Annotated in this window: 19 protein-coding genes; 6 read left to right on the forward strand and 13 right to left on the reverse strand. The window is 59.2% G+C overall.

The annotated features are described in order from the left end of the window. Positions 1–262: 262 nt before the first annotated feature. Positions 263–1,189, reverse strand: a complete 927-nt coding sequence (locus AC1DWQ_RS10880) for an NAD-dependent epimerase/dehydratase family protein (RefSeq protein ID WP_477669661.1) — start codon at positions 1,187–1,189, stop codon at positions 263–265. Positions 1,190–1,249: 60 nt separating this feature from the next. Here AC1DWQ_RS10880 and AC1DWQ_RS10885 point away from each other — a divergent pair, with 60 nt between their 5' ends. Then, entirely contained in the window at positions 1,250–2,302 is a 1,053-nt protein-coding gene (locus AC1DWQ_RS10885; protein ID WP_477669662.1) for a CDP-6-deoxy-delta-3,4-glucoseen reductase, read from the forward strand. A 94-nt stretch (positions 2,303–2,396) separates the two neighbouring features. On the opposite strand, the gene AC1DWQ_RS10890 is transcribed toward AC1DWQ_RS10885, so the two are convergent. After that, positions 2,397–2,759: a hypothetical protein gene (locus tag AC1DWQ_RS10890; RefSeq protein ID WP_477669663.1), complete on the reverse strand. Its 363-nt coding sequence runs from the start codon at positions 2,757–2,759 to the stop codon at positions 2,397–2,399. Positions 2,760–2,995: 236 nt separating this feature from the next. Here AC1DWQ_RS10890 and AC1DWQ_RS10895 point away from each other — a divergent pair, with 236 nt between their 5' ends. After that, positions 2,996–3,925, forward strand: a complete 930-nt coding sequence (locus AC1DWQ_RS10895; protein ID WP_477670200.1) for a Bug family tripartite tricarboxylate transporter substrate binding protein — start codon at positions 2,996–2,998, stop codon at positions 3,923–3,925. Between the two features lie 337 nt (positions 3,926–4,262). Here the strand turns inward: AC1DWQ_RS10895 and AC1DWQ_RS10900 are convergent, their stop codons facing one another. The 6 genes from AC1DWQ_RS10900 to AC1DWQ_RS10925 form a co-directional block, all read right to left on the reverse strand. After that, a complete protein-coding gene (locus AC1DWQ_RS10900) occupies positions 4,263–4,652 on the reverse strand; it encodes a DUF2845 domain-containing protein (RefSeq protein ID WP_477669664.1) in 390 nt (129 codons plus the stop codon). 162 nt (positions 4,653–4,814) lie between these two features. Next, positions 4,815–5,531, reverse strand: coding sequence for an ABC transporter ATP-binding protein (locus AC1DWQ_RS10905; RefSeq protein ID WP_477669665.1), 717 nt, complete (start codon positions 5,529–5,531; stop codon positions 4,815–4,817). Between the two features lie 14 nt (positions 5,532–5,545). Next, positions 5,546–6,313 (reverse strand): ABC transporter ATP-binding protein, encoded by a 768-nt coding sequence (locus AC1DWQ_RS10910; protein WP_457279485.1) that lies wholly within the window; start codon positions 6,311–6,313, stop codon positions 5,546–5,548. Between the two features lie 11 nt (positions 6,314–6,324). After that, positions 6,325–7,443, reverse strand: a complete 1,119-nt coding sequence (locus AC1DWQ_RS10915; RefSeq protein ID WP_477669666.1) for an ABC transporter permease subunit — start codon at positions 7,441–7,443, stop codon at positions 6,325–6,327. 34 nt (positions 7,444–7,477) lie between these two features. Then, a complete protein-coding gene (locus AC1DWQ_RS10920; protein ID WP_477669667.1) occupies positions 7,478–8,407 on the reverse strand; it encodes a branched-chain amino acid ABC transporter permease in 930 nt (309 codons plus the stop codon). A gap of 264 nt (positions 8,408–8,671) precedes the next feature. Beyond that, positions 8,672–9,964, reverse strand: a complete 1,293-nt coding sequence (locus AC1DWQ_RS10925; RefSeq protein ID WP_477669668.1) for a replication-associated recombination protein A — start codon at positions 9,962–9,964, stop codon at positions 8,672–8,674. A gap of 146 nt (positions 9,965–10,110) precedes the next feature. On the opposite strand from AC1DWQ_RS10925, the gene AC1DWQ_RS10930 reads away from it, so the two are divergent. Next, the gene (locus AC1DWQ_RS10930; RefSeq protein ID WP_477669669.1) at positions 10,111–10,683 is read left to right on the forward strand and encodes a class I SAM-dependent methyltransferase; all 573 of its coding nucleotides are present in this window, start codon (positions 10,111–10,113) and stop codon (positions 10,681–10,683) included. Between the two features lie 54 nt (positions 10,684–10,737). On the opposite strand, the gene lolA is transcribed toward AC1DWQ_RS10930, so the two are convergent. From lolA to AC1DWQ_RS10945, 3 genes are all read right to left on the reverse strand, one after another. Further along, complete coding sequence (gene lolA / locus AC1DWQ_RS10935; protein WP_477669670.1) at positions 10,738–11,382, reverse strand: outer membrane lipoprotein periplasmic chaperone LolA; 645 nt, start codon at positions 11,380–11,382, stop codon at positions 10,738–10,740. Positions 11,383–11,387: 5 nt separating this feature from the next. Continuing rightward, positions 11,388–13,742 (reverse strand): DNA translocase FtsK, encoded by a 2,355-nt coding sequence (locus AC1DWQ_RS10940; RefSeq protein ID WP_477669671.1) that lies wholly within the window; start codon positions 13,740–13,742, stop codon positions 11,388–11,390. Between the two features lie 247 nt (positions 13,743–13,989). Beyond that, a complete protein-coding gene (locus AC1DWQ_RS10945; RefSeq protein WP_431097946.1) occupies positions 13,990–14,667 on the reverse strand; it encodes a Crp/Fnr family transcriptional regulator in 678 nt (225 codons plus the stop codon). Between the two features lie 176 nt (positions 14,668–14,843). Between AC1DWQ_RS10945 and trxB the strand changes: the two genes are divergently transcribed. The 3 genes from trxB (at position 14,844) to rpmG (ending at position 16,403) form a co-directional block, all read left to right on the forward strand. Beyond that, positions 14,844–15,788 carry a thioredoxin-disulfide reductase gene (trxB, locus tag AC1DWQ_RS10950; RefSeq protein ID WP_477669672.1) on the forward strand — a complete coding sequence of 315 codons (945 nt, stop codon included), beginning with the start codon at positions 14,844–14,846 and terminating at the stop codon, positions 15,786–15,788. Between the two features lie 202 nt (positions 15,789–15,990). Beyond that, a complete protein-coding gene (gene rpmB, locus AC1DWQ_RS10955; protein WP_293403299.1) occupies positions 15,991–16,224 on the forward strand; it encodes a 50S ribosomal protein L28 in 234 nt (77 codons plus the stop codon). An 11-nt stretch (positions 16,225–16,235) separates the two neighbouring features. Further along, positions 16,236–16,403, forward strand: coding sequence for a 50S ribosomal protein L33 (rpmG, locus tag AC1DWQ_RS10960; RefSeq protein WP_007863188.1), 168 nt, complete (start codon positions 16,236–16,238; stop codon positions 16,401–16,403). 285 nt (positions 16,404–16,688) lie between these two features. On the opposite strand, the gene AC1DWQ_RS10965 is transcribed toward rpmG, so the two are convergent. Then, the gene (locus AC1DWQ_RS10965) at positions 16,689–17,087 is read right to left on the reverse strand and encodes a diacylglycerol kinase family protein (RefSeq protein ID WP_477647988.1); all 399 of its coding nucleotides are present in this window, start codon (positions 17,085–17,087) and stop codon (positions 16,689–16,691) included. Between the two features lie 127 nt (positions 17,088–17,214). Next, a complete protein-coding gene (locus AC1DWQ_RS10970; RefSeq protein WP_477669673.1) occupies positions 17,215–18,990 on the reverse strand; it encodes a linalool dehydratase/isomerase domain-containing protein in 1,776 nt (591 codons plus the stop codon). Positions 18,991–19,449: the final 459 nt, after the last annotated feature.

The following is a 19,449-nucleotide window of genomic DNA, read 5'->3' on the forward strand; positions in this document are numbered from 1 at the left end:
GATAGAGGCACTCGAAGTGATGGTATTCACAAAGGAAACCCGGCACATCGGGTTAAAAAAAGTTCTTTTTGCAGTTAATAGAAACGTGCTCCAGGCCGACCACGTTAGTTTCAATTTGTTACCGCTTTGGTTGTAACATTCGACCGCAGTACCGTTGCCAAAAAAAGACACCTAAAATGAGAAAACGGGCTGCCATGGTGGCAACCCGTTCATTTCAGGCGGTCAATGGCATTTATTGCGTTGCACCGCGCGGCTGGCTCGCTCACTGATCGCGCAGGCCAATTGCTACTGTCGGGTAGTGCAAACGAAGCCGCAGCTCCTGCTTCAGGCGGGTGTTGTCCAGCCGGCGCGACTCGCTCATGAAGCTCAGCAGCATCAGCGGCAACTCTTCCTGTGCCGTGCCCCGTGCCAGGCGCGGCGGCCGCGGCAGACCGTAGAGGTCCGCCGCTAGGTCGAAATAGTCGCCCATCTTCAGCTGCGTATCGTCACTGACGTTGCTGGCGCGCTGGGGCTTGCCGCGCCACAGCGCCGCCAGGCAGGCACGGGCCAGGTCGTCGGCGTGGATATGGTTGGTGTAGACGTCGTCTTCGGCACGCAGTACAGGTGTGCCCTTGAGCAACCTGCCACGCGGCGTACCGCCTTCGCGGTCGGACGCATAGATGCCCGGGATGCGCAGCAGGTGCACGCGGGTGCCGGTGGCCCGGCCAAAAAGCCGCAGATGCGCCTCGGCATGCACACGCCGCTGGGCACGCGGTGTGTGGGGCTTCAATGGCCGCGTTTCGCGCACCCATTCGCCGCCGCAGTCGCCATACACCCCGCTGGTGGAGCCATACACCAGCGACTGCGGCAGGCTGCGCAGGCGCAGGGCGCGCAGCAGTGCCAGCGTACGTGGGTCCGTACGCCAGTCGGGCTGGTCGCCGGGTGGCGGCGCCAGATGCACCACCCGCGTAGCCAGCCCGGCCAAGCGCCGCAGGGAGGCGCCGTCGTCCAGGTTGCCCAGCAGCGGTGTGATGCCTTGCGCGCGCAAAGCCGGGAAACGCTGCGGTGACGACGTCAGGGCGATGCGCCGGACATTGCGCGGCAGCAGGCGGGCTACGCGCAGGCCGACATCGCCGCAACCGGCAATCAAAACCCGCTCGCGGCGGAAACGGAAAGGCAGCGCGCCTAGGGGGTTCAGGTTTGAGGGCAAAATTGGGGTTGCTGGAAAAAGCCAGCCAGGTCGAGAACAGATACCGCAAGGATACCGAATATGAGCTTTAACGTGACCGTGCAACCCAGTGGCCGGACATTCATCGCCGAGGCGGATGAACCGCTGCTGGCAGCCGCCATTCGCCAGGGGATTGGCCTGCCCTACGGCTGCAAGGATGGCGCCTGCGGCTCCTGCAAGTCAAAAAAACTGGAAGGCAGCGTCCTCCATGGCGCGCACCAGGTCAAGGCCATGTCACCCGAGGAAGAGGCGAACGGCTTCATCCTGACCTGCAGCGCCAGGGCGACGAGTGATATCGTCCTCGAATCACGCCACGTCACGGATGAAAGCGCCTTCCCGGTCAAGAAGATGCCGGTGCGCATCAACAGCCTGGCCAAGGCCTCACACGACGTCATGGTGGTGCGCCTGCAATTGCCGGCCAGCGATGTGTTCAAGTACCACGCTGGCCAATATGTGGAGTTTTTGCTGCGCGACGGCGACCGCCGGGCGTATTCAATGGGCAATGCCCCGCACACCCAGGCCGACAACCCGGGCGTCGAGCTGCACATTCGCCACATGCCGGGCGGCAAGTTCACCGAGCACGTGTTCGGCCCCATGAAAGAAAAGGAAATCCTGCGCATCGAAGGCCCCTTCGGCAGCTTTTACCTGCGCGAAGACAGCGACAAACCCATGGTGCTGCTGGCATCGGGCACCGGCTTTGCGCCCATCAAGGCGCTGATCGAGCATCTGCAACACAAGGGCATCACGCGCCCGGCCGTGTTGTACTGGGGCGGCCGCCGCCCGGCCGATTTGTACATGGACGAATGGGTCAAGGCCAAGGCTGCGGAAATGCCGAATTTGCGTTATGTCCCGGTGATTTCCAACGCGCTGCCTGAAGACAACTGGACGGGGCGCACCGGCTTTGTCCACCAGGCCGTGCTGGAAGATTTTTCCGACCTGTCGGGCTATCAGGTGTATGCCTGCGGCGCGCCCATCGTGGTGGACTCAGCCAAGGCCGCCTACACGGCTGCGGGTCTGCCGGAGGACGAGTTTTATGCCGACTCTTTTGTGACCGAAAAAGAGAAAGCCCAGGCGACCGTGCCCGCGGAAACCTGAGCGGACACCTGGACAAAAAAAGCCCCGGCTGATCCGTCAGCCGGGGCTTTTTTATGTGCGGATTAAGCGCTGCGGCTACCTACCATGCGAACGCTCAGCCAGCCTTGCCGGGTGCAACCTGCCGGTCGTGCTTCTGGCGGCGGATGGCGGCGCTGGCGCGGTTTTCTTCACGCTTTAGCTTGCGGCGCTCGGCCTGTGTGACTTTGCCGTCGGATTTGGCGGCCAGCTTGTCGGACTCAATTTTCGTCTCGCGCTTATCGAGTTTGGCGGTCTCCTTGGAAGTCAACGCACCGGAGGTGACGCCCTGGTCAATACGTTTTTCCTGGTTGGACTGGCGCTGGTCGACGCGCGGCGTGGCCAGCGGGTCTTTGGGGGTCGCGGGAGCGGCAGGCGCCTGCGCAAAGGCTGCGCCACCAGCAACCAGGGCGAGGGCGGCGACAAGGGTGTTGATCTTCATGGGGTTTCCTTGAGGTGGGGGTTGAGAAAACATGAAGCAGGCGCCTCATGAACCTCCAACGCGGCGCGGCCCCCGAACAGCCATGTCCGGTATGTAAAGATCCCGTAACGGCATGCATCAGGCTCTGCCCCAAGGCGTGGCCAACTTTTTGCAACAATAGGGACATGAACATTCGACCTTCCCTCACCCAGCCTTCCCTGCTCGGCAAATGCCTGGGCGCCCTTTTCATTGCAGGCATGGCGCTGTCAGCCCCTCTGGCACACGCCCAGCCCAAAGTCATGCGCATCATCGTGCCCTATGCAGCCGGCGGCCCGATTGACGTGACGGCCCGCCTGATGGCCGAACGCGTCAAGGACACGCTGGGCCCGGTCATCATTGAAAACAAGCCCGGCGGCGGCGGCAACATTGGTGTCGACGCCATCGCCAAGGCGCAACCCGACGGCATGACGATCGGCATTTCCGCTGTCGCCACCCACGCCATCAATCCCTGGCTTTACAGCAGGATGCCGTACAACGCAGCGACCGACTTCGCGCCCATCACACAGCTGGTGCGCGTGCCCAATGTGCTGGTGATCAACGCCGACTCCGCGCGGCGCCTGAACATCAACTCGCTGGCCGACCTGATCAAGTACGCCAAGGCCAATCCGGCCAAGCTCAATTACGCCAGCGGCGGTAACGGCAGCGCGGGGCACCTTGCCGGCGAAATGTTCAAGGCGCAGGCCGGCATCTTTGCGCTGCACATTCCCTACAACGGCGGCAACCCGGCGCAACTGGCGCTGCTGAGCGGCCAGGTGGACTACAACTTTGACAACCTGGCCACGGCATCCGCCAACATCAAGGCAGGCAAACTCAAGGCGCTGGCAGTCACCACAGCCAAACGCAGCGCCATGCTGCCCGATGTGCCTGCCGTGGCCGAGACGCTCAAGGGTTTTGAGATCGATACCTGGTGGGGACTGGTGGCGCCCGCAGGCACACCGAAAGACGTGATCGCCAAACTCAACCAGGCATTCGTCGCCGCGCTGAATTCACCCGAAGCCAAAACCCGCTTTGCCACACTGATGGCCGAACCTGTAGGCAACACGCCCGAGCAGTTCGGCGCCTTCATGAAAAGCGAAATGGCGAAGTATGAAAAAGTGGTGAAGGCGTCAGGCGCGAAGGTGGATTGAAAAAAGGTCCACCCCCTTCCAGGCTCACTGCGTGTAGCCTGTTCCCCCCTCAGGGGGCGGCGCCTGGGGCCGGCGAAGCCGAAAAATTGGCACACCCCTATCGGGCTCACTGCATGTAGCCCTTTTCCCCTTGCAGGGGACGGTGCCTGCGGCCCGGCAAAGCCGGTTCCGCGGCACCCACTGGCGAATACCTCCGCCGATAGTGCCCAAAGAATTCTTAAACCCAGCATGAGCCCCGGAACCGGCTTTGCCGGGCCGTAGGGCGGGCGGCCCCCTCGGGGGGCAGGGAGCTACACGCAGTGAGCGACCGTGGGGGCTCCATCACCACCGTGGGGGCTCACCTGGTTACGCGATCCCCGTATCGAATGCTCTTCAGGGAACCGCCCTCAAACAGCAGCATGGTCATGAACTGCCCGTAACCCGGGTTGTAAGTCCACTCTTCCACCTGCTGGCAGGTATTAACCGTCACGTTGGTGGTGGTGCTGGCGGTGGAACCCACGGTGTTTGGTGTCACGACAGTCGAGCTGGGCACTGTGTCAGGCGTGGCTTTGCAGAACGTGTCCTTCATGACAGGCTCGCCGCATCTTTGCAGGATCGTGCCTTTGGAATTGCCGATCTGCGCCAGGTCGCCCTTGCAGCGCAGTGACTGGGCCGAAGCCCCGGTGAAAAAAGATGAGGCCAGAAAGGCGAACATCACGACAGCAACGCGAACAACATACTGGTTCATTTTGACTTCCCCCAAGTTAAACAAGGATGCGCGTGGTGCGCACCCCTTCTTAACTTTATGCGTAAATATTTGGCGCCGCAAGGCATTTATGCCCTGCGCTGGTTGGCCAGATTTACGGGGTGACGTGCGTCCCGCAGCGCCTGCCGGCGCGCGGGCGCCTGCTTATTCGCCGAGGTAAGCGGCCCTGACGCGTGGATCGTTCAGCAGGCTTTTCGCGTCGCCGTTCATGGTGACGTTGCCCGACTCCATGACATAGCCGCGGTTGGCAATGCCGAGCGCACGGCTGGCGTTCTGCTCAACCAGCAGCACCGTCACGCCGCGGGCTGAAACGTCCTTGACCACTTCGAAGATCTTGTCGACCATGATGGGCGAAAGGCCCATGGAGGGCTCGTCCAGCAGCAGCACCTTGGGGCGGCTCATCAATGCACGGCCCATGGCCAGCATCTGCTGTTCGCCGCCCGACATGGTGCCGGCCAGCTGGTCCTTGCGTTCACGCAGGCGGGGAAACAGCACAAACATCTTTTCCATGTCTTCGGCGATGCCCGCCTTGTCGCTGCGGATGTAGGCGCCCATCTGCAGGTTTTCGGTGATGGTCATGCGGGTGAACACGCCGCGGCCTTCCGGCACCATGGCCAGGCCTTCTTTCACCAGGTCCCAGGCGCCGCGGCCCTTGATGCTCTTGCCCAGGTATTCAATGTCGCCGCCCAGCATGGGCAGCGTGCCGGTGATGGCTTTCATGGTGGTGGTCTTGCCGGCGCCATTGGAGCCAATCAGGGTGACCAGTTCGCCGTCGTTGACTTCGAAGTCAACGCCCTTGACCGCCTGGATGCCGCCGTAAGCGACCTTCAGGCCGGTCACTTTAAGGAGTGTGTTTGCCATATTCTTGCTTTCCTTCAATGACCTGTGCCCAGATAGGCGGTGATCACTTTTTCGTCTTTTTGTACGTCCGCGGGCGCGCCTTCGGCAATCTGCTTGCCGTAATCGAGCACGGTGACGCGGTCGCACAGGCCCATGACCAGCTTCACGTCGTGTTCGATCAGCAGAATGGTGCGGTTGTCCTTGCGGATGCGATCGATCAGCTCGCGCAGCTGCACTTTTTCGGTCGCGTTCATGCCGGCGGCCGGTTCGTCGAGTGCGATCAGCTGCGGGTCGGTAGCGAGAGCCCGGGCAATTTCCAGGCGGCGCTGGTCACCGTAGCTCAGGGTGCGGGCCTTGAAGTCGGCGTATTTGCCGATGCCGACATAGTCGAGCAACTCCTGCGAGCGCTTGGCAATGGCGGCTTCTTCGTGCTTGAAACCGGGAGTGCGCAGCACGGCGCCGATCAGGCCCGAGTTGGTACGGATATGGCGGCCGACCATGACGTTTTCGAGGGCCGTCATGTCGGCAAACAGGCGGATGTTCTGGAAGGTCCGGGCAATGCCGGCCTTGGCCACTTCGTGCACCGCCGTGGGCTTGTAGGGCTTGCCGGCGAGCTCGAAGGTGCCGCTGTCGGGCGTGTAAAGGCCCGTCAGCACATTGAAGAAGGTGGTTTTACCGGCGCCGTTGGGACCGATCAGGCCATACACCTGGCCACGCTCGATATGGATGCCGACATCGGAAAGGGCCTGCAAACCGCCGAAGCGCTTGGAGACACCCGAGACTTTAAGAATGGTTTCGCTCATGTCCATTCTCCTTAGGGGTTGATTGACTGGATAGGGTCCGGGCCGACGGGCTTGTTCAGCGACTTGCCGTGCTCGGAAGCGGGCCACAGGCCGCGCGGACGCATCAGCATGACGGTGATCATGGCCAGCGCGATCAGCAGCTGGCGCAGGATGGCGGAGTCGAGCCGGCCGTCGGTCATGGCCTGCAGTGGGCCGGCCACATGGCGCAGCACCTCAGGCAAAGCCGCGAGCAGCAAGGCGCCCAGAATGACGCCGGGCAAATGACCGATGCCGCCCAGCACCACCATGGCGACGATCATGACCGACTCCATCAGGCTGAAGGATTCGGGAGACACAAAACCCTGGAAGGCGGCAAACATGGAGCCCGACACGCCGCCGAAAGTGGCGCCCATGCCGAAGGCCAGCAGCTTCAGGTTGCGGGTGTTGATGCCCATGGCCTTGGCGGCGATTTCGTCTTCGCGGATCGCCATCCAGGCGCGGCCGATGCGGGAGTTTTCCAGGCGGTGGCAAACCACAACCGAGACGATCACCAGCACCAGGAAGAGGTAGTAGTACATCGACACCGAGTTGACTTCGAAGCCGAAAAACTCATGCGGCTTGCCAAGGTCGAAGCCGAAGAACTTCATCGAATCGATCTGGTTAATGCCTTTGGGGCCGTTGGTCAGGTTGATGGGGCGGTCCAGGTTGTTCAGGAACACACGGATGATTTCACCAAAGCCCAGCGTCACGATGGCGAGGTAATCGCCGCGCAGTTTGAGGGTCGGTGCGCCCAGCACCACGCCGAAGAATCCGGCGAGGGCCGCTGCCGCCGGGATGATCGCCCAGATCGGCAAATGCAGCCCGTTCGGAAACTGCGCCGCAATCCAGGGAAAGGCGTCGGCCAGGTGCGGCGAGCCGAGCAGCGCGAACAGGTAGGCGCCGACCGCGAAGAACGCGACATACCCCAGGTCCAGCAGGCCGGCGTAGCCGACCACGATGTTCAGGCCCAGGGCCAGCAGCACATACAGCAGCGCCATGTCGACAATGCGCACCCAGGCGTTGCCGCCCTGCTGCAGGATCAGCGGCAGCACCAGCAGTGCCGCCGCGACGATCAGGAAGGTAATGAGTTTTTTCGATTTGACAGAATTCATGAATGTTCTCCTTGTGTACCGGATGGACGCGGCGTCACGCCCGGTCCGCTACACGCTCACCCAGCAGACCTGAAGGCCGCAGCGTGAGCACAAAAATCAGCACGATGAAAGCAAAGATGTCGGAGTACTGGCTGCCCAGCACGCCGCCCGTCAGCGGGCCGATGTAGCCGGCGCCGATGGATTCAATCAGGCCCAGCAAAATGCCGCCGAGCACCGCGCCACCCAGGTTGCCGATGCCGCCAAACACAGCTGCCGTGAAAGCCTTGAGGCCCGGCAGGAAGCCCATGGTGTGCTGCACCGTACCGTAGTTGGAGGCGTACATGACGCCGGCCAGCGCGGCGAGGATGGCGCCGATAATGAAGGTGGCCGAGATGACGGTGTCGGGGCGCACGCCCATGAGCGCCGCAACACGGGGGTTTTCAGCCGTGGCGCGCATCGCACGGCCCAGCTTGGTGTAATGCACCAGCCACATCAGCACGGAAAGGGAGACAACCGTAGCACCCAGGATGAAGAGCTGGGTCACAGTGATGACGGCACCGCCGACCTGGAAGGGCTCGGAAGGCAACAGCGTGGGATAGGGCTTGTAGTTGGGCTTCCAGATGATCATGGCCAGGGTCTGCAGCAATAGCGACATGCCGATGGCGGTGATCAGCGGGGCCAGTTTGGGAGAGTTTCGCAAGGGCCGGTAGGCGATTTTCTCAATCGCGAAATTGAGGGCGCCGCACACCACAAAGGCGATCAGCAGCGAAATCAGCAAAATAATCCAGCCCGGCGTGCCCGGCATGGAATCCTGCATCAGGCCAATGATGGTCCAGCTGGTCAAAGCCCCCACCATCAGTACTTCGCCGTGTGCGAAGTTAATCAGGTTAATGATGCCGTACACCATGGTGTAGCCCAAGGCGATCAAGGCATACATGCTGCCCAGCACCAGACCATTGATGATCTGCTGTAGCAAAACTTCCATAACTCACTCTCCCGTCCAATTGATGAAATTGCGAACTCCGCCTGGCGGCCACCATCCACCGGGATCGCCGGTGACTGGCTTGAGTTAACAAAAAGCCCGCCTATCAAAGCCGGATGGCTGGTGAAGTTGGCGAGCTAATCCGCAAATTGTAGCCAAGCGTCTCTAGCGAGAATCGAGCCAGCGGTGCGGTTTTCGCGGGGTTTACCCTTGAGAAAGTGAAATTTTCGGGCCGAATCCACCTTTATCAGCGGCTTTTGTTTTTTATCAGTTTTTCTTATTGTTCTTAATTTTCAACTCATTTAACTTATCAGCTATGCGTATCTCCAGCCCTCTGTTGACGGGGCGATAGAAACCTGGAGGTGACATGCCTTCCGGAAAATAATTCTCACCCGCGGCAAAGCCGTCTTCCTCGTCGTGGGCGTAACGGTAGTTTTTGCCGTAATCCAGCTGTTTCATGAGCTTTGTTGGTGCATTGCGCAAATGCAGGGGCACCGGGCGGGTGCCGTCCCTGGCGATAAGAGCTTTGGCCTCGTTGAAGGCCCTATAGACCGCGTTGGACTTGGGCGCGACCGCCAGGTAAATGACGCACTGGGCCAGCGCCAGCTCGCCTTCAGGGGAGCCAAGGCGTTCGTAGACTTCCGCAGCATCCAGCGCCATGCGCAAGGCACGCGGGTCGGCCAGCCCGATGTCTTCGCTGGCCATGCGCACCAGCCGGCGCGCCATGTAGCGCGGTTCAGCGCCGCCGTCGAGCATGCGCATGAACCAGTAGAGCGCGGCATCGGGGTCGGAACCGCGCACCGACTTGTGCAGCGCCGAGATGGTGTCGTAGAACTGTTCGCCGCCCTTGTCGTAGCGCCGCATCCGCTCGCCCAGTACCTTGAGCAGCCAGACGTCGCCGACGTCGGTCACTTTTTCGGCCTTGGCCGCCACGCTGAGGGACTCGAGCGTGTTCAAGAGGCGGCGGGCGTCGCCGTCGGCATAGGCAACCAGCCTGTCAACGGCTTCATTTGCTATGGTTTCGATAGCTGGTAGCGCATGTTCAGCAAGCACCTTGGCCACTATTTGCTTGAGATCTGCCTCCTCCAGCGGCTGCAACACATACACCACGGCGCGCGAGAGCAAGGCCGAGTTCACCTCGAATGACGGATTTTCCGTGGTGGCGCCGATGAACGTAAAAAGACCGCTTTCCACATGCGGCAAAAAAGCATCCTGCTGGCTTTTGTTGAAGCGATGCACCTCATCCACAAACACGATGGTGCGCTTGCCGCCCTGCCCTTGCCAGATGGACGCCTGCTCAACCGCTTCCCGGATGTCCTTGACGCCACCCAGCACGGCGGAAATAGTGATGAAGTGGGCGTCGAAGCTGCTCGCCATGAGCCGTGCGATCGTGGTCTTGCCAACGCCGGGCGGACCCCAGAGGATGCAGCTGTGCGGCTGGCCTGATTCAAATGCGATGCGCAGCGGCATGCTTTCGCCCAGCAGGTGCTGCTGGCCGATAACCTCGCCCAGCGACTGGGGGCGCAAGCGTTCTGCTAGTGGTTGGCTTTTCGTTGGCATAAAGGGTACATGCGCGCCATGTCGTTGGCGCAAGAAGTTTTCTAGTGTCTGATCAGCGCTGTCCGGGGGCCCGCAAACAGCTTGTGTTTGCACACACCGATAATCACCACCGACTCATCATTCATCAAAAACTGCGGTAAATCCTCATGAAACTCAATATTGGCTGCGGTCACAACAAGTTTGCCGGATATGTCAACGTGGACGCATTTCAGGAATGCAACCCGGACGTAGTTTGTAACGTGGAAGTGACCCCGTGGATGTGGGACGACAGTTCAGTCGATACCGTCGCCTTCAATCACTCTCTTGAGCACATGGGCCAGCAATCCAGTGTTTTTCTGGGAATCATGAAAGAACTCTATCGCGTATGCAAAAACAATGCTGTGATTGAAATCAACGTACCCCATCCCAGGCACGACAATTTCATCAACGATCCTACGCATGTGCGAATCATCACGCCCGCCCTGTTTGCACTGTTTGACAAGAAAAACAATGACGAGTGGAAATTGCAAGGCATTCCCAACTCACCTTTTGCCCATTATCTGAGTGTAGATTTTGTGACCACCCATGTAGACGTAGTCATCGCCGACCCCTACAGCCAGATGTTTTCGGAGGGGAAAATTTCAGGCGAAGAGCTGGAAATCATGGCGCGCGAAAAAAACAATATCGTCGCAGAATACAGAATCAAACTGTCAGTGAGAAAGCCAGAAAACCGGGTTTGATGACCACCATGAATCCGGGAATTGAAACCGGCATGGGAAAACCACCGCAGGCGTTTACTGGCGAATCAGGTCCGCCCCAGCCGGCGTCTTGAACTGGAAGGCGGCAGGGCCAAGTGCAGGGTTGATCTCGAACTGACTGAAGGTCATCACTGACTTCTGGCCAAAGCTGTCAAGGATTTCCAGCATGGCGAGTTCGCTGCCCTTCCCGGTCGGTTTGAAACCGACACTGATGCTCTGCAACTGGCCGTCTTTGGTTTTGGGTTTGGCCTGTATCCACTGCAAACCATCTCTGTCAGGCAAGGACGCCAGGTTGAAATCGGCTTGCAGGCCCTTGAGGTCTGCAGCAGCGGCGATCACGGCGGCCGGGGTTCCGTTCAGTACCTGGGCCAGCTTGCGCGAGGTGACCTGGTTCAAGTCTGCGTCATAGAGCCACAGGGTCTGGCCGTCGGCCACGATGGTTTGTTCAAAAGGCTTTTTATAGACAAAGCGGAAACGGTTGGGCCGCGAAAACTCAAACGTACCGTTCGACGTCTTGCTGCGTGCAGCCTGGCCGTCCTTGCCGGGCGCCGTCACCACCTGGGTGAACTCGGCGCGGCCGCTGCTGACGGTCTTCACGAAAGTTTCGAGGCTTTCCAGGCCATCGGCCCATACGGAATGGGCGCAAGCAGCTATCAAAACAGTAGCAAAATATTTCTTCATGATCGTCACTCCGCCCGTGAGGGCACCAGGATTTCGCGCTGGCCGCTGCCACTCATGGCGCTGACCAGCCCGGCTTTTTCCATGTCTTCGACCAGCCGCGCAGCGCGGTTGTAGCCGATCTTGAGATGACGCTGCACCAATGAAATGCTGGCCTTGCGGTTTTTCAGCACGACTTCCACGGCCTGGTCGTACATCGGGTCTTTTTCACCGCCGCCGTTACCGCCACTGCTGCCATCACCCAGCAAGTCGCCGTCTTCGCCATCGACGGTACCGCCTTCCAGCACGCCCTCGATGTAATTGGGTTCGCCCTGCAGCTTGAGGTAGGCCACCACGCGGTGCACTTCGTCATCACTCACAAACGCACCATGCACCCGAATTGGAAAGCCTGTACCACTCGGCATGTAAAGCATGTCACCCATTCCTAACAATGCCTCAGCGCCCATCTGGTCAAGAATGGTCCGGCTGTCGATCTTGCTGCTGACCTGGAAAGACAGGCGGGTCGGGATATTGGCCTTGATCAGGCCAGTAATCACATCCACGCTTGGCCTCTGGGTGGCCAGCACCAGGTGGATGCCGGCGGCCCGGGCTTTTTGCGCCAGGCGGGCGATCAGCTCTTCAATCTTCTTGCCGACCACCATCATCAGGTCGGCCAGCTCGTCGATCACCACCACGATGTAAGGCAGGCGTTCCAGCGGCTCGGGTTGCTCGGGCGTGAGGCTGAAGGGGTTGTAGATGAATTCGCCCTTGGCCTTGGCCTCGTCGAGCTTGGCGTTGTAACCGGCCAGGTTGCGCACGCCCAGCTTGCTCATGAGCTTGTAGCGCTTTTCCATTTCGGCCACACACCAGTTCAGGCCGTGGGCGGCCTGGCGCATGTCGGTCACCACCGGCGCCAGCAAATGCGGAATGCCTTCATAGACACTCATTTCCAGCATCTTGGGGTCGATCAGCAGCAGCCGCACGTCACGCGCATCGGCCTTGTAGAGCAGGCTCAGGATCATGGCATTGATGCCGACCGACTTGCCGGAGCCGGTAGTACCGGCCACCAGGCAGTGCGGCATCTTGGCGAGGTCAGCCACCACCGCAGCGCCGCTGATGTCCTTGCCCAGGCCGATGGTGAGCATGGACTTGGCTTCGTTGTAGACCTGCGAGCCCAGGATTTCACTGAGCTTGATGGACTGGCGCTTGGCGTTGGGCAGCTCCAGCGCCATGTAGTTTTTGCCGGGAATGGTTTCGATCACGCGAATGGAAACGAGGCTGAGGGCGCGCGCCAGGTCTTTGGCCAGGTTGACGACCTGCGAGCCCTTCACGCCCGTGGCGGGTTCGATCTCATAACGTGTGATGACGGGGCCGGGAGCGGCGGCCACGACACGCACCTCGACGCCGAAATCCTTCAGCTTTTTCTCGATCAGGCGCGAGGTCATTTCCAGCGTCTCGGGGGCCACGGTCTCCTGGCGTGTCAGCGCACCGTCCAGCAGATCAACCTGCGGGAGCTTGGAGTCGGGCATTTCACTGAAGAGCGGCTTTTGCCGTTCTTTTGCCACGCGCTCGCTTTTGGGAATGTCCACGAGCACAGGCTCGATCAGGACCGGCACCGGATGGTGTTCTTCAATCTCGATGCGCTCGTCGATCAAAGTCTCTTCACGCTCACGCGCGGCCAGTTTGCCGAAGGCGAGGTCTTCGGCAATTTCGCGCTTTTCGCGGCGGGAGTCAATCAGGTTGTCAATCCACGCGCCAACACGCAGGGCCACATGCGCCCAGGAAAAGCCGAACACGGCGGACACGGCGATCACGCCGAGCGCAATAAAAACCAGGCCTGAACCAGCAAAACCCAGCCATTTCTCGCCCTGCGTTCCAGCCAGGTAACCCAGCACGCCGCCAGCGTGGCCGGGCAACCTGAATTCAAAACGATACAGGCGGGACCATTCCAGCGCCGCGCTGGCCAGTAAAAGCAGGAGCAGGCTTAGCCAAAACCGGATCCGGCCGGCGGAATGGGATGAATCGGCAGCAAGGGGCTCGCCGCGAAGCCAGCGCGCCAATGAAGACAACCAGACCTGGGCGCCTGCCGCCAATGCCCACCAGACGGAAAAGCCCAGCAGGAAATAGCTCGCATCTGCCAGCCATGCGCCCAGGCGGCCACCCCAGTTTCGGGACGCAGCTTGGGCGCCACCCAGGACATCAGCGGTACCGGATGTTGACCAGGCAGCGTCTTGCGGAGAATAGCTGAGCAGTGCCGCGAGCCAGAAAATCAGGCCGAGCAGGCCCAGAATCAGGCTGACTTCATGGGCAAAGCGTTTGATGCCGCTGGGCGCGCCCGCGGCTGGGGAATTTCTGGAGTTCAGGGTATCGAGTGAGTAAGTCATGGCCCGGCTAGTACTGCAAGCCGGAAGTAGCGAGACAAAATGAAAGGGATGGATTCGTGCCCAGGGCAAGGCGCGGGCCGCAGCGAAGGCTATATGCCTTCGCAAGGCTTGCAACGCCGCCATGGGTACGAAGACGCGCTTTCATGTTTCGATATTTCCGGGTTGCAGTACCAAGCTTACCGCAGTTGGGTAAGGCCTTTGAGGGCGCCAGAGACGCCAAACCGTACGGCAGGGGTCTGCCAGGGCCCTATCCCAGCGTATGAAGACGCTCTTTCACCAAAAGCGAGCCATCGTCGCGGGTTTCGATGAATCCGCGCTCTTCAAGATCCTTCATCACCCGGCTGACCATTTCGCGCGAAGCGCCGACCATCTTGGCCAGATCCTGCCTTGAAACCTTGTCGCGGATCACGGCATTTCCGCTGCCGTCTTCATTGGCGAATTCGAGCAATGCCCTGGCCACACGGCCATACACATCCATCAGGGCCAGCGACTCAATCTGCCGGTCTGCATGGCGCAGTCGCTGGACCAGCCCCTTCAGCACGGCATAGGCCATTGAGCTGTTTTCCGGAAGGCAACGTGCAAACTCCAAGCGGCCCAGGATCAGGGCATCGGTCTGGATCTCGGCGCGCACCGTGGCGGAGTGAGGTTCGTTGTCGATCAGGCTCATTTCACCCACATAGTCGCCGGGGTGCATGGTGGCCAGAATGACCTCGCGGCCCCGGGAATCCGTGGTGATGACGCGCGCGCGGCCGGTCAGGATGATGGAAAGGGCGTTGGATTTTTTGCCCTGCTCCACGATAGGCTCGCCGCGCTTGAACCGGCGCTTGACCACGGTATCGGCGACCGATGCAGCCTGGCTGGCAGTCAACACGGAAAAAAGAGGGACCCGGCGAATCAGTTCCAGGTTAGACACCATCGTTGTCATAGCAGATATCTCCCAACCTCACATCGGACGGCTAGTCGCGTGAGTTCTTACAATGGCACGTAATCTCATAAGAAATCAAATGCCTGAAAAGTACCAGCAGCTGTTTTTACTTGACGCTGCACTTATGCGGCACGACTCTACATGAGTTCTTACACTTTCCCAATCAGTTTTTCATCATGAAACATTCCAGAGTCCTTATCCTCGGTTCAGGGCCTGCGGGTTACACCGCAGCTGTCTATGCGGCGCGCGCCAATCTCAACCCGGTATTGATCACCGGCATTGCGCAAGGCGGTCAGCTCATGACCACCACCGAGGTCGACAACTGGCCCGCCGACGTGCATGGCGTGCAGGGGCCCGACCTGATGCAGCGCTTTCTGGAGCACGCCGAGCGCTTCAAGACCGAGATTATTTTTGACCACATCAACAAGGTCGACTTCAGCAAACGCCCCTTTACCCTGACGGGCGACAGCGGGACTTACACCTGCGACTCGCTGATCATCGCCACCGGTGCCTCCGCCAAGTACCTGGGCCTGGAGTCGGAGACGGCATTCATGGGCCGTGGCGTTTCCGGCTGCGCCACCTGTGACGGCTTCTTCTACCGCGGAGAAGAGGTCTGCGTGGTGGGTGGCGGCAACACCGCTGTCGAAGAGGCACTGTATTTATCCAACATCGCCAGCAAGGTCACGCTGGTACACCGCCGCGACAAATTCAAGGCCGAAGCCATCCTGATCGACAAACTGCACGAAAAAGTGGCCGCAGGCAAGATCGAGCTCAAACTGCACCACACGCTGGAGCAGGTGCTCGGTGACGCTTCAGGGGTGACCGGTGTCCGCCTGAAGTGCACAAACAGCGATGCCTCGCAGGACATCACCCTCAAAGGCTGTTTTATCGCGATCGGCCATCAGCCGAACACAGACATCTTTGCAGGGCAGCTGGAAATGAAAGACGGCTACATCATCACCAAAACCGGCCTGCAGGGGTTTGCCACCATGACCAGCGTTCCAGGCGTCTTCGCTGCCGGCGATGTGCAGGACCATGTTTACCGTCAGGCGATTACCAGCGCCGGAACAGGCTGCATGGCAGCGCTGGATGCCCAGCGCTTCCTGGAACAAGGCCCCTAATAACCAGAGGAAGCGCTGACTTCCTCTTTTTGTCTCTTTTTTCCAGCTCTTTTGCCGCCCTGCCGAGGCTCTCAATCGCCGGAATTGGAACAAATCAGTTTTCAGGCTATAATCTATGGCTTAGCTGAGCATTTTCAGGTCTGTCTCGTGCAGATTTAACCTTTGCCAGCATCCGATTTCTAATTTTTTACGGAGAGTGCTCATGGCACGCGTCTGTCAGGTAACGGGCAAAGGCCCGATGGTGGGAAACAATGTTTCTCACGCAAACAACAAAACCAAGCGCCGGTTCATGCCTAATCTGCAGTACCGCCGCTTCTGGGTCGAAAGCGAAAACCGCTGGGTGCGCCTGCGCATCACCAGCGCCGGTCTGCGCTTGATCGACAAAAAAGGCATCGATGCAGTCCTGGTGGACCTTCGTGCCCGCGGTGAAGTCTAAGGAGAAGCATCATGGCTAAAGGCGCACGCGAAAAAATCAAGCTGGAATCGACTGCCGGCACGGGTCATTTCTATACGACCACCAAAAACAAGAAAACCACGCCCGACAAGATGCTGATCATGAAATTTGATCCCAAGGCACGCAAGCACGTGGAATACAAAGAAATCAAGCTGAAATAAATAGTTACGAGTCCGTGCGTAGTTAATAACTACCCGCCCGGTCTGCACATTCAGAAAAGGACACTTCGGTGTCCTTTATTTTTTGAGGTTTAGAAAGCAAAACTCCCACCAAATAAGCAGGTTGCTACGCGGCTTGTTTGAATCCTGTCGAAATCTGATCCACATAAGCTCCATCTGTGATTCAAGTCTTTAAAGGCGGGCGCGTCACGCACAGCGCAATCACCCGGCAAGCCACCTCCGCAACCAACTCAGGCTAACTCCAAGAGCAGGGCCACCGACGGAAACTTATAGGCCATCTCCCAAATAGGGCCAGAAGGTTATGACACCGGTTGCCGCTGCTGCGCAAGCCGCAATTAACACGCCGCCGGCAGCAAGATCCTTTGCGCATTTGACCGCCAATGAATATTGTGGCGACACAACATCGCAGAGCGACTCCACTGCAGTGTTCATGGCCTCTGCCATCCAAACCATGGTCATCGCACCAATCAGCCAGCGCCAATCGCCGGCGTCCACTCGGCACCAACCGGCCAGCCCCGTCACTAGTATTGTGGCGATGAGATGCAGCCATGCGTTGTGCTGTGTTTTAAGCATCAAGGCAATCCCCTCGAAGGCATAACCAAAGCTCTTGAGGCGTGCGACCAGAGTGAATCGTTGCGCTGCGCGGGCATGAGGGACTTCTTTCATTTCCCATCCTTCCTGTTTACCAAGCGCCAAGCCTGGGCAACACATGAACGTCGAACAGTGCACACCTGCATAACCTGCAACCCATACAAGCAGCCCCATACCGTGGCCATCAAAATACAGCAACCCATCACAGCGCGCCGGCCGGCTCCAGCGTCAAACAGGTGCGCCCAGCAAGCGGAATCTGCAAGCACACATTTCCCATGTCATCAGCCAGAACCTGCGTCAGGCATGCGCCTGTGACCCGATAAGGTGCCAACGGACGCAAGCCCGACACGCCCAAGCTCTTAATGCCATCACCGGCTCCGCCGTACAGCACCGCCTGCAAAGAGCTGCTCACAGCATCGAAGTGCGCAGCTGCAACCAGCACATCGGGATAGGACAGGGGTTCCAATCTGGGACCTTTTGATGGAAGCGGGTTACTGATCAGGTTTCGAAAGCTGTCGTGCCCTCCCGAGTGCGCCATCAGCTCGACACCATGCGCCCATACCGAGGCCTTATTCCTGTGGGCGACCCCATGACTGAGAGTAGTTGGACACTCGTACTCCAGGGCATCCATGCAGTTTTGATACACACACTCATCGCCCAACTCTACCGCCGCCAAGGCCGTCGCCGCGTAAGCACTCCCTCTTGAGAAACCATAGTTTCCCGTATCGATGGGCCAGAATTCACTGCGTCGAAGTCCCTCACGACTATCGAACAGCTGACGTCTCAACAACAGCCATTGGCGACGCGCCAGGTCAGGTTCCAGCGCATTCAAAAAGTAGCAGGGCATCGCCAGGGGCATTGCACCACCAATGGCCGGCAAGGCCAATCCCGTGTACGTAGAACGGCATGGCACGTAGCGACCCATGCCATCCAGAAACTCCGCGTCCAGATGCCGGCGGAACTCTGGCGCGTGACCGGCCCATTTCATCTGACCGTACTGCGCATCGTGGGCACGCAATGCCGCGGCTCCCATTGTGTTGCACAGGGGATAGACCCAGTTGGGCTCGCAGGCCATCAAATAGAAGGGTGAACGTTCGTATTCTTTTTCCAAACTGGACAGCAAGGACTCAAAACTGTGTTCGTAGCGTTTTCCGTTCGGATGCACCAGCGTAAAGGCACCTTTTTTCGAAAACTCCTGACCTCCTGTGCTGGCCTGGAACAAGGCCATCTGCAGCGCCACGAAGCCCGTGTACATGATGTTTTCACGGGCAGCAGGGTCGGAGTTCCACCGCAAGTTTCCCCATAGATTTTCCAGCGACCAGTAGGCCCATGCACGATGCTGTGTCTGCTTGTTCAGCAACCTGCTTTGCGCGTCGCTCATGTACCCGCCTAACGCAGGCGTGAAGCGTGCCTGCGTCAAGGCAATGCCATAAGCCAGAAAGTTGACTTGATACCGAAGCGCCGCCGTCTGAAATTGATCGCGTTGCTCGAATCCCGAAAATTCATCGAAAGGTTGCAGAGCCCGATCGAGTGCGAACCTCAGACGACGCAGATGCGCCAAAGACATTTCCGGTTTTTGCCTTGATGGTTGGGCTGTGAAGATCACGTCCAATCGAGCCATTTGTCGGACCAGGTAATCGTTATCGATGCGCCTTTGCCGGCCTGAAAACATAAACCAGGCCAGCATCGACAGGCAGCCCGCCGCAGCAAACAGCGCGAGCACGCAGTACACATTAAGAACCACACCTGGCTGAATTGCACCATGGCTCATGCTCGCGGCCCAAAACGCCGAACCGAGCCAAACAAGCGGAGGCAGCAACACATTGCCCGTGCCAAACCAGACCAACAGCGCAAACGCCAAGGCACCAACCGAGCACAGCCAGGCGGCTATATGACCTATGCCACTGCCTGTGCAGATATCGGCGTGCGCCAGAAATCCGCCGCCCGGCACCATCAACCCCAAGCCGAAAATCTGCAAGCCATCCTGATGCCCGAAAAGCAGCAAAGCCGAGCCGCCCGTAACGAGCAGCAGATACAGTATTAAAAGTCGGACAGTCTTTCTTGTCGTTACCGGACCGAAAATTCGTGTGTATGGCGGAAGAGTAGCGACGCTACGGATTGAACTCACAGACCGACCTTTCTTCGAAATGAAAACACCAGGTTGATGCACTCGGCTTTCGATAGGTGCAGTCTGATACGCGCCTGTGAGGTCTTGATGAACTGTATGAAGTGGGTGTGAAGTCGAGATCAATTGCGCTGCATCGACCCAATAGCCCGTTTTGAGTTTCGGGTGTGTGAATCTGCATCAAGTGCGCCGCTGTTTCCGCCATTCTTGCCTCGAGTATTGGCAAACAGCCGGCTTCCTGGAGGAAGAACCTCACGCACTACGACCTGCCGTTGGCAGCGTTTGGCTCGTCAGTGGGCGCGACCACCAGCT

Source organism: Polaromonas sp. P2_G11 (genome assembly GCF_056403595.1).

Excerpts from the sequence above, each read along its gene's own strand:
- AC1DWQ_RS10885 (WP_477669662.1), top strand. The coding sequence starts at position 1,250 with ATGAGCTTTAACGTGACCGTGCAACCCAGTGGCCGGACATTCATCGCC.
- AC1DWQ_RS10890 (WP_477669663.1), bottom strand. The coding sequence starts at position 2,759 with ATGAAGATCAACACCCTTGTCGCCGCCCTCGCCCTGGTTGCTGGTGGC.
- AC1DWQ_RS10895 (WP_477670200.1), top strand. The coding sequence starts at position 2,996 with ATGGCGCTGTCAGCCCCTCTGGCACACGCCCAGCCCAAAGTCATGCGC.
- AC1DWQ_RS10900 (WP_477669664.1), bottom strand. The coding sequence starts at position 4,652 with ATGAACCAGTATGTTGTTCGCGTTGCTGTCGTGATGTTCGCCTTTCTG.
- AC1DWQ_RS10905 (WP_477669665.1), bottom strand. The coding sequence starts at position 5,531 with ATGGCAAACACACTCCTTAAAGTGACCGGCCTGAAGGTCGCTTACGGC.
- AC1DWQ_RS10910 (WP_457279485.1), bottom strand. The coding sequence starts at position 6,313 with ATGAGCGAAACCATTCTTAAAGTCTCGGGTGTCTCCAAGCGCTTCGGC.
- AC1DWQ_RS10915 (WP_477669666.1), bottom strand. The coding sequence starts at position 7,443 with ATGAATTCTGTCAAATCGAAAAAACTCATTACCTTCCTGATCGTCGCG.
- AC1DWQ_RS10920 (WP_477669667.1), bottom strand. The coding sequence starts at position 8,407 with ATGGAAGTTTTGCTACAGCAGATCATCAATGGTCTGGTGCTGGGCAGC.
- AC1DWQ_RS10925 (WP_477669668.1), bottom strand. The coding sequence starts at position 9,964 with ATGCCAACGAAAAGCCAACCACTAGCAGAACGCTTGCGCCCCCAGTCG.
- AC1DWQ_RS10930 (WP_477669669.1), top strand. The coding sequence starts at position 10,111 with ATGAAACTCAATATTGGCTGCGGTCACAACAAGTTTGCCGGATATGTC.
- lolA (WP_477669670.1), bottom strand. The coding sequence starts at position 11,382 with ATGAAGAAATATTTTGCTACTGTTTTGATAGCTGCTTGCGCCCATTCC.
- AC1DWQ_RS10940 (WP_477669671.1), bottom strand. The coding sequence starts at position 13,742 with ATGACTTACTCACTCGATACCCTGAACTCCAGAAATTCCCCAGCCGCG.
- AC1DWQ_RS10945 (WP_431097946.1), bottom strand. The coding sequence starts at position 14,667 with ATGACAACGATGGTGTCTAACCTGGAACTGATTCGCCGGGTCCCTCTT.
- trxB (WP_477669672.1), top strand. The coding sequence starts at position 14,844 with ATGAAACATTCCAGAGTCCTTATCCTCGGTTCAGGGCCTGCGGGTTAC.
- rpmB (WP_293403299.1), top strand. The coding sequence starts at position 15,991 with ATGGCACGCGTCTGTCAGGTAACGGGCAAAGGCCCGATGGTGGGAAAC.
- rpmG (WP_007863188.1), top strand. The coding sequence starts at position 16,236 with ATGGCTAAAGGCGCACGCGAAAAAATCAAGCTGGAATCGACTGCCGGC.
- AC1DWQ_RS10965 (WP_477647988.1), bottom strand. The coding sequence starts at position 17,087 with ATGAAAGAAGTCCCTCATGCCCGCGCAGCGCAACGATTCACTCTGGTC.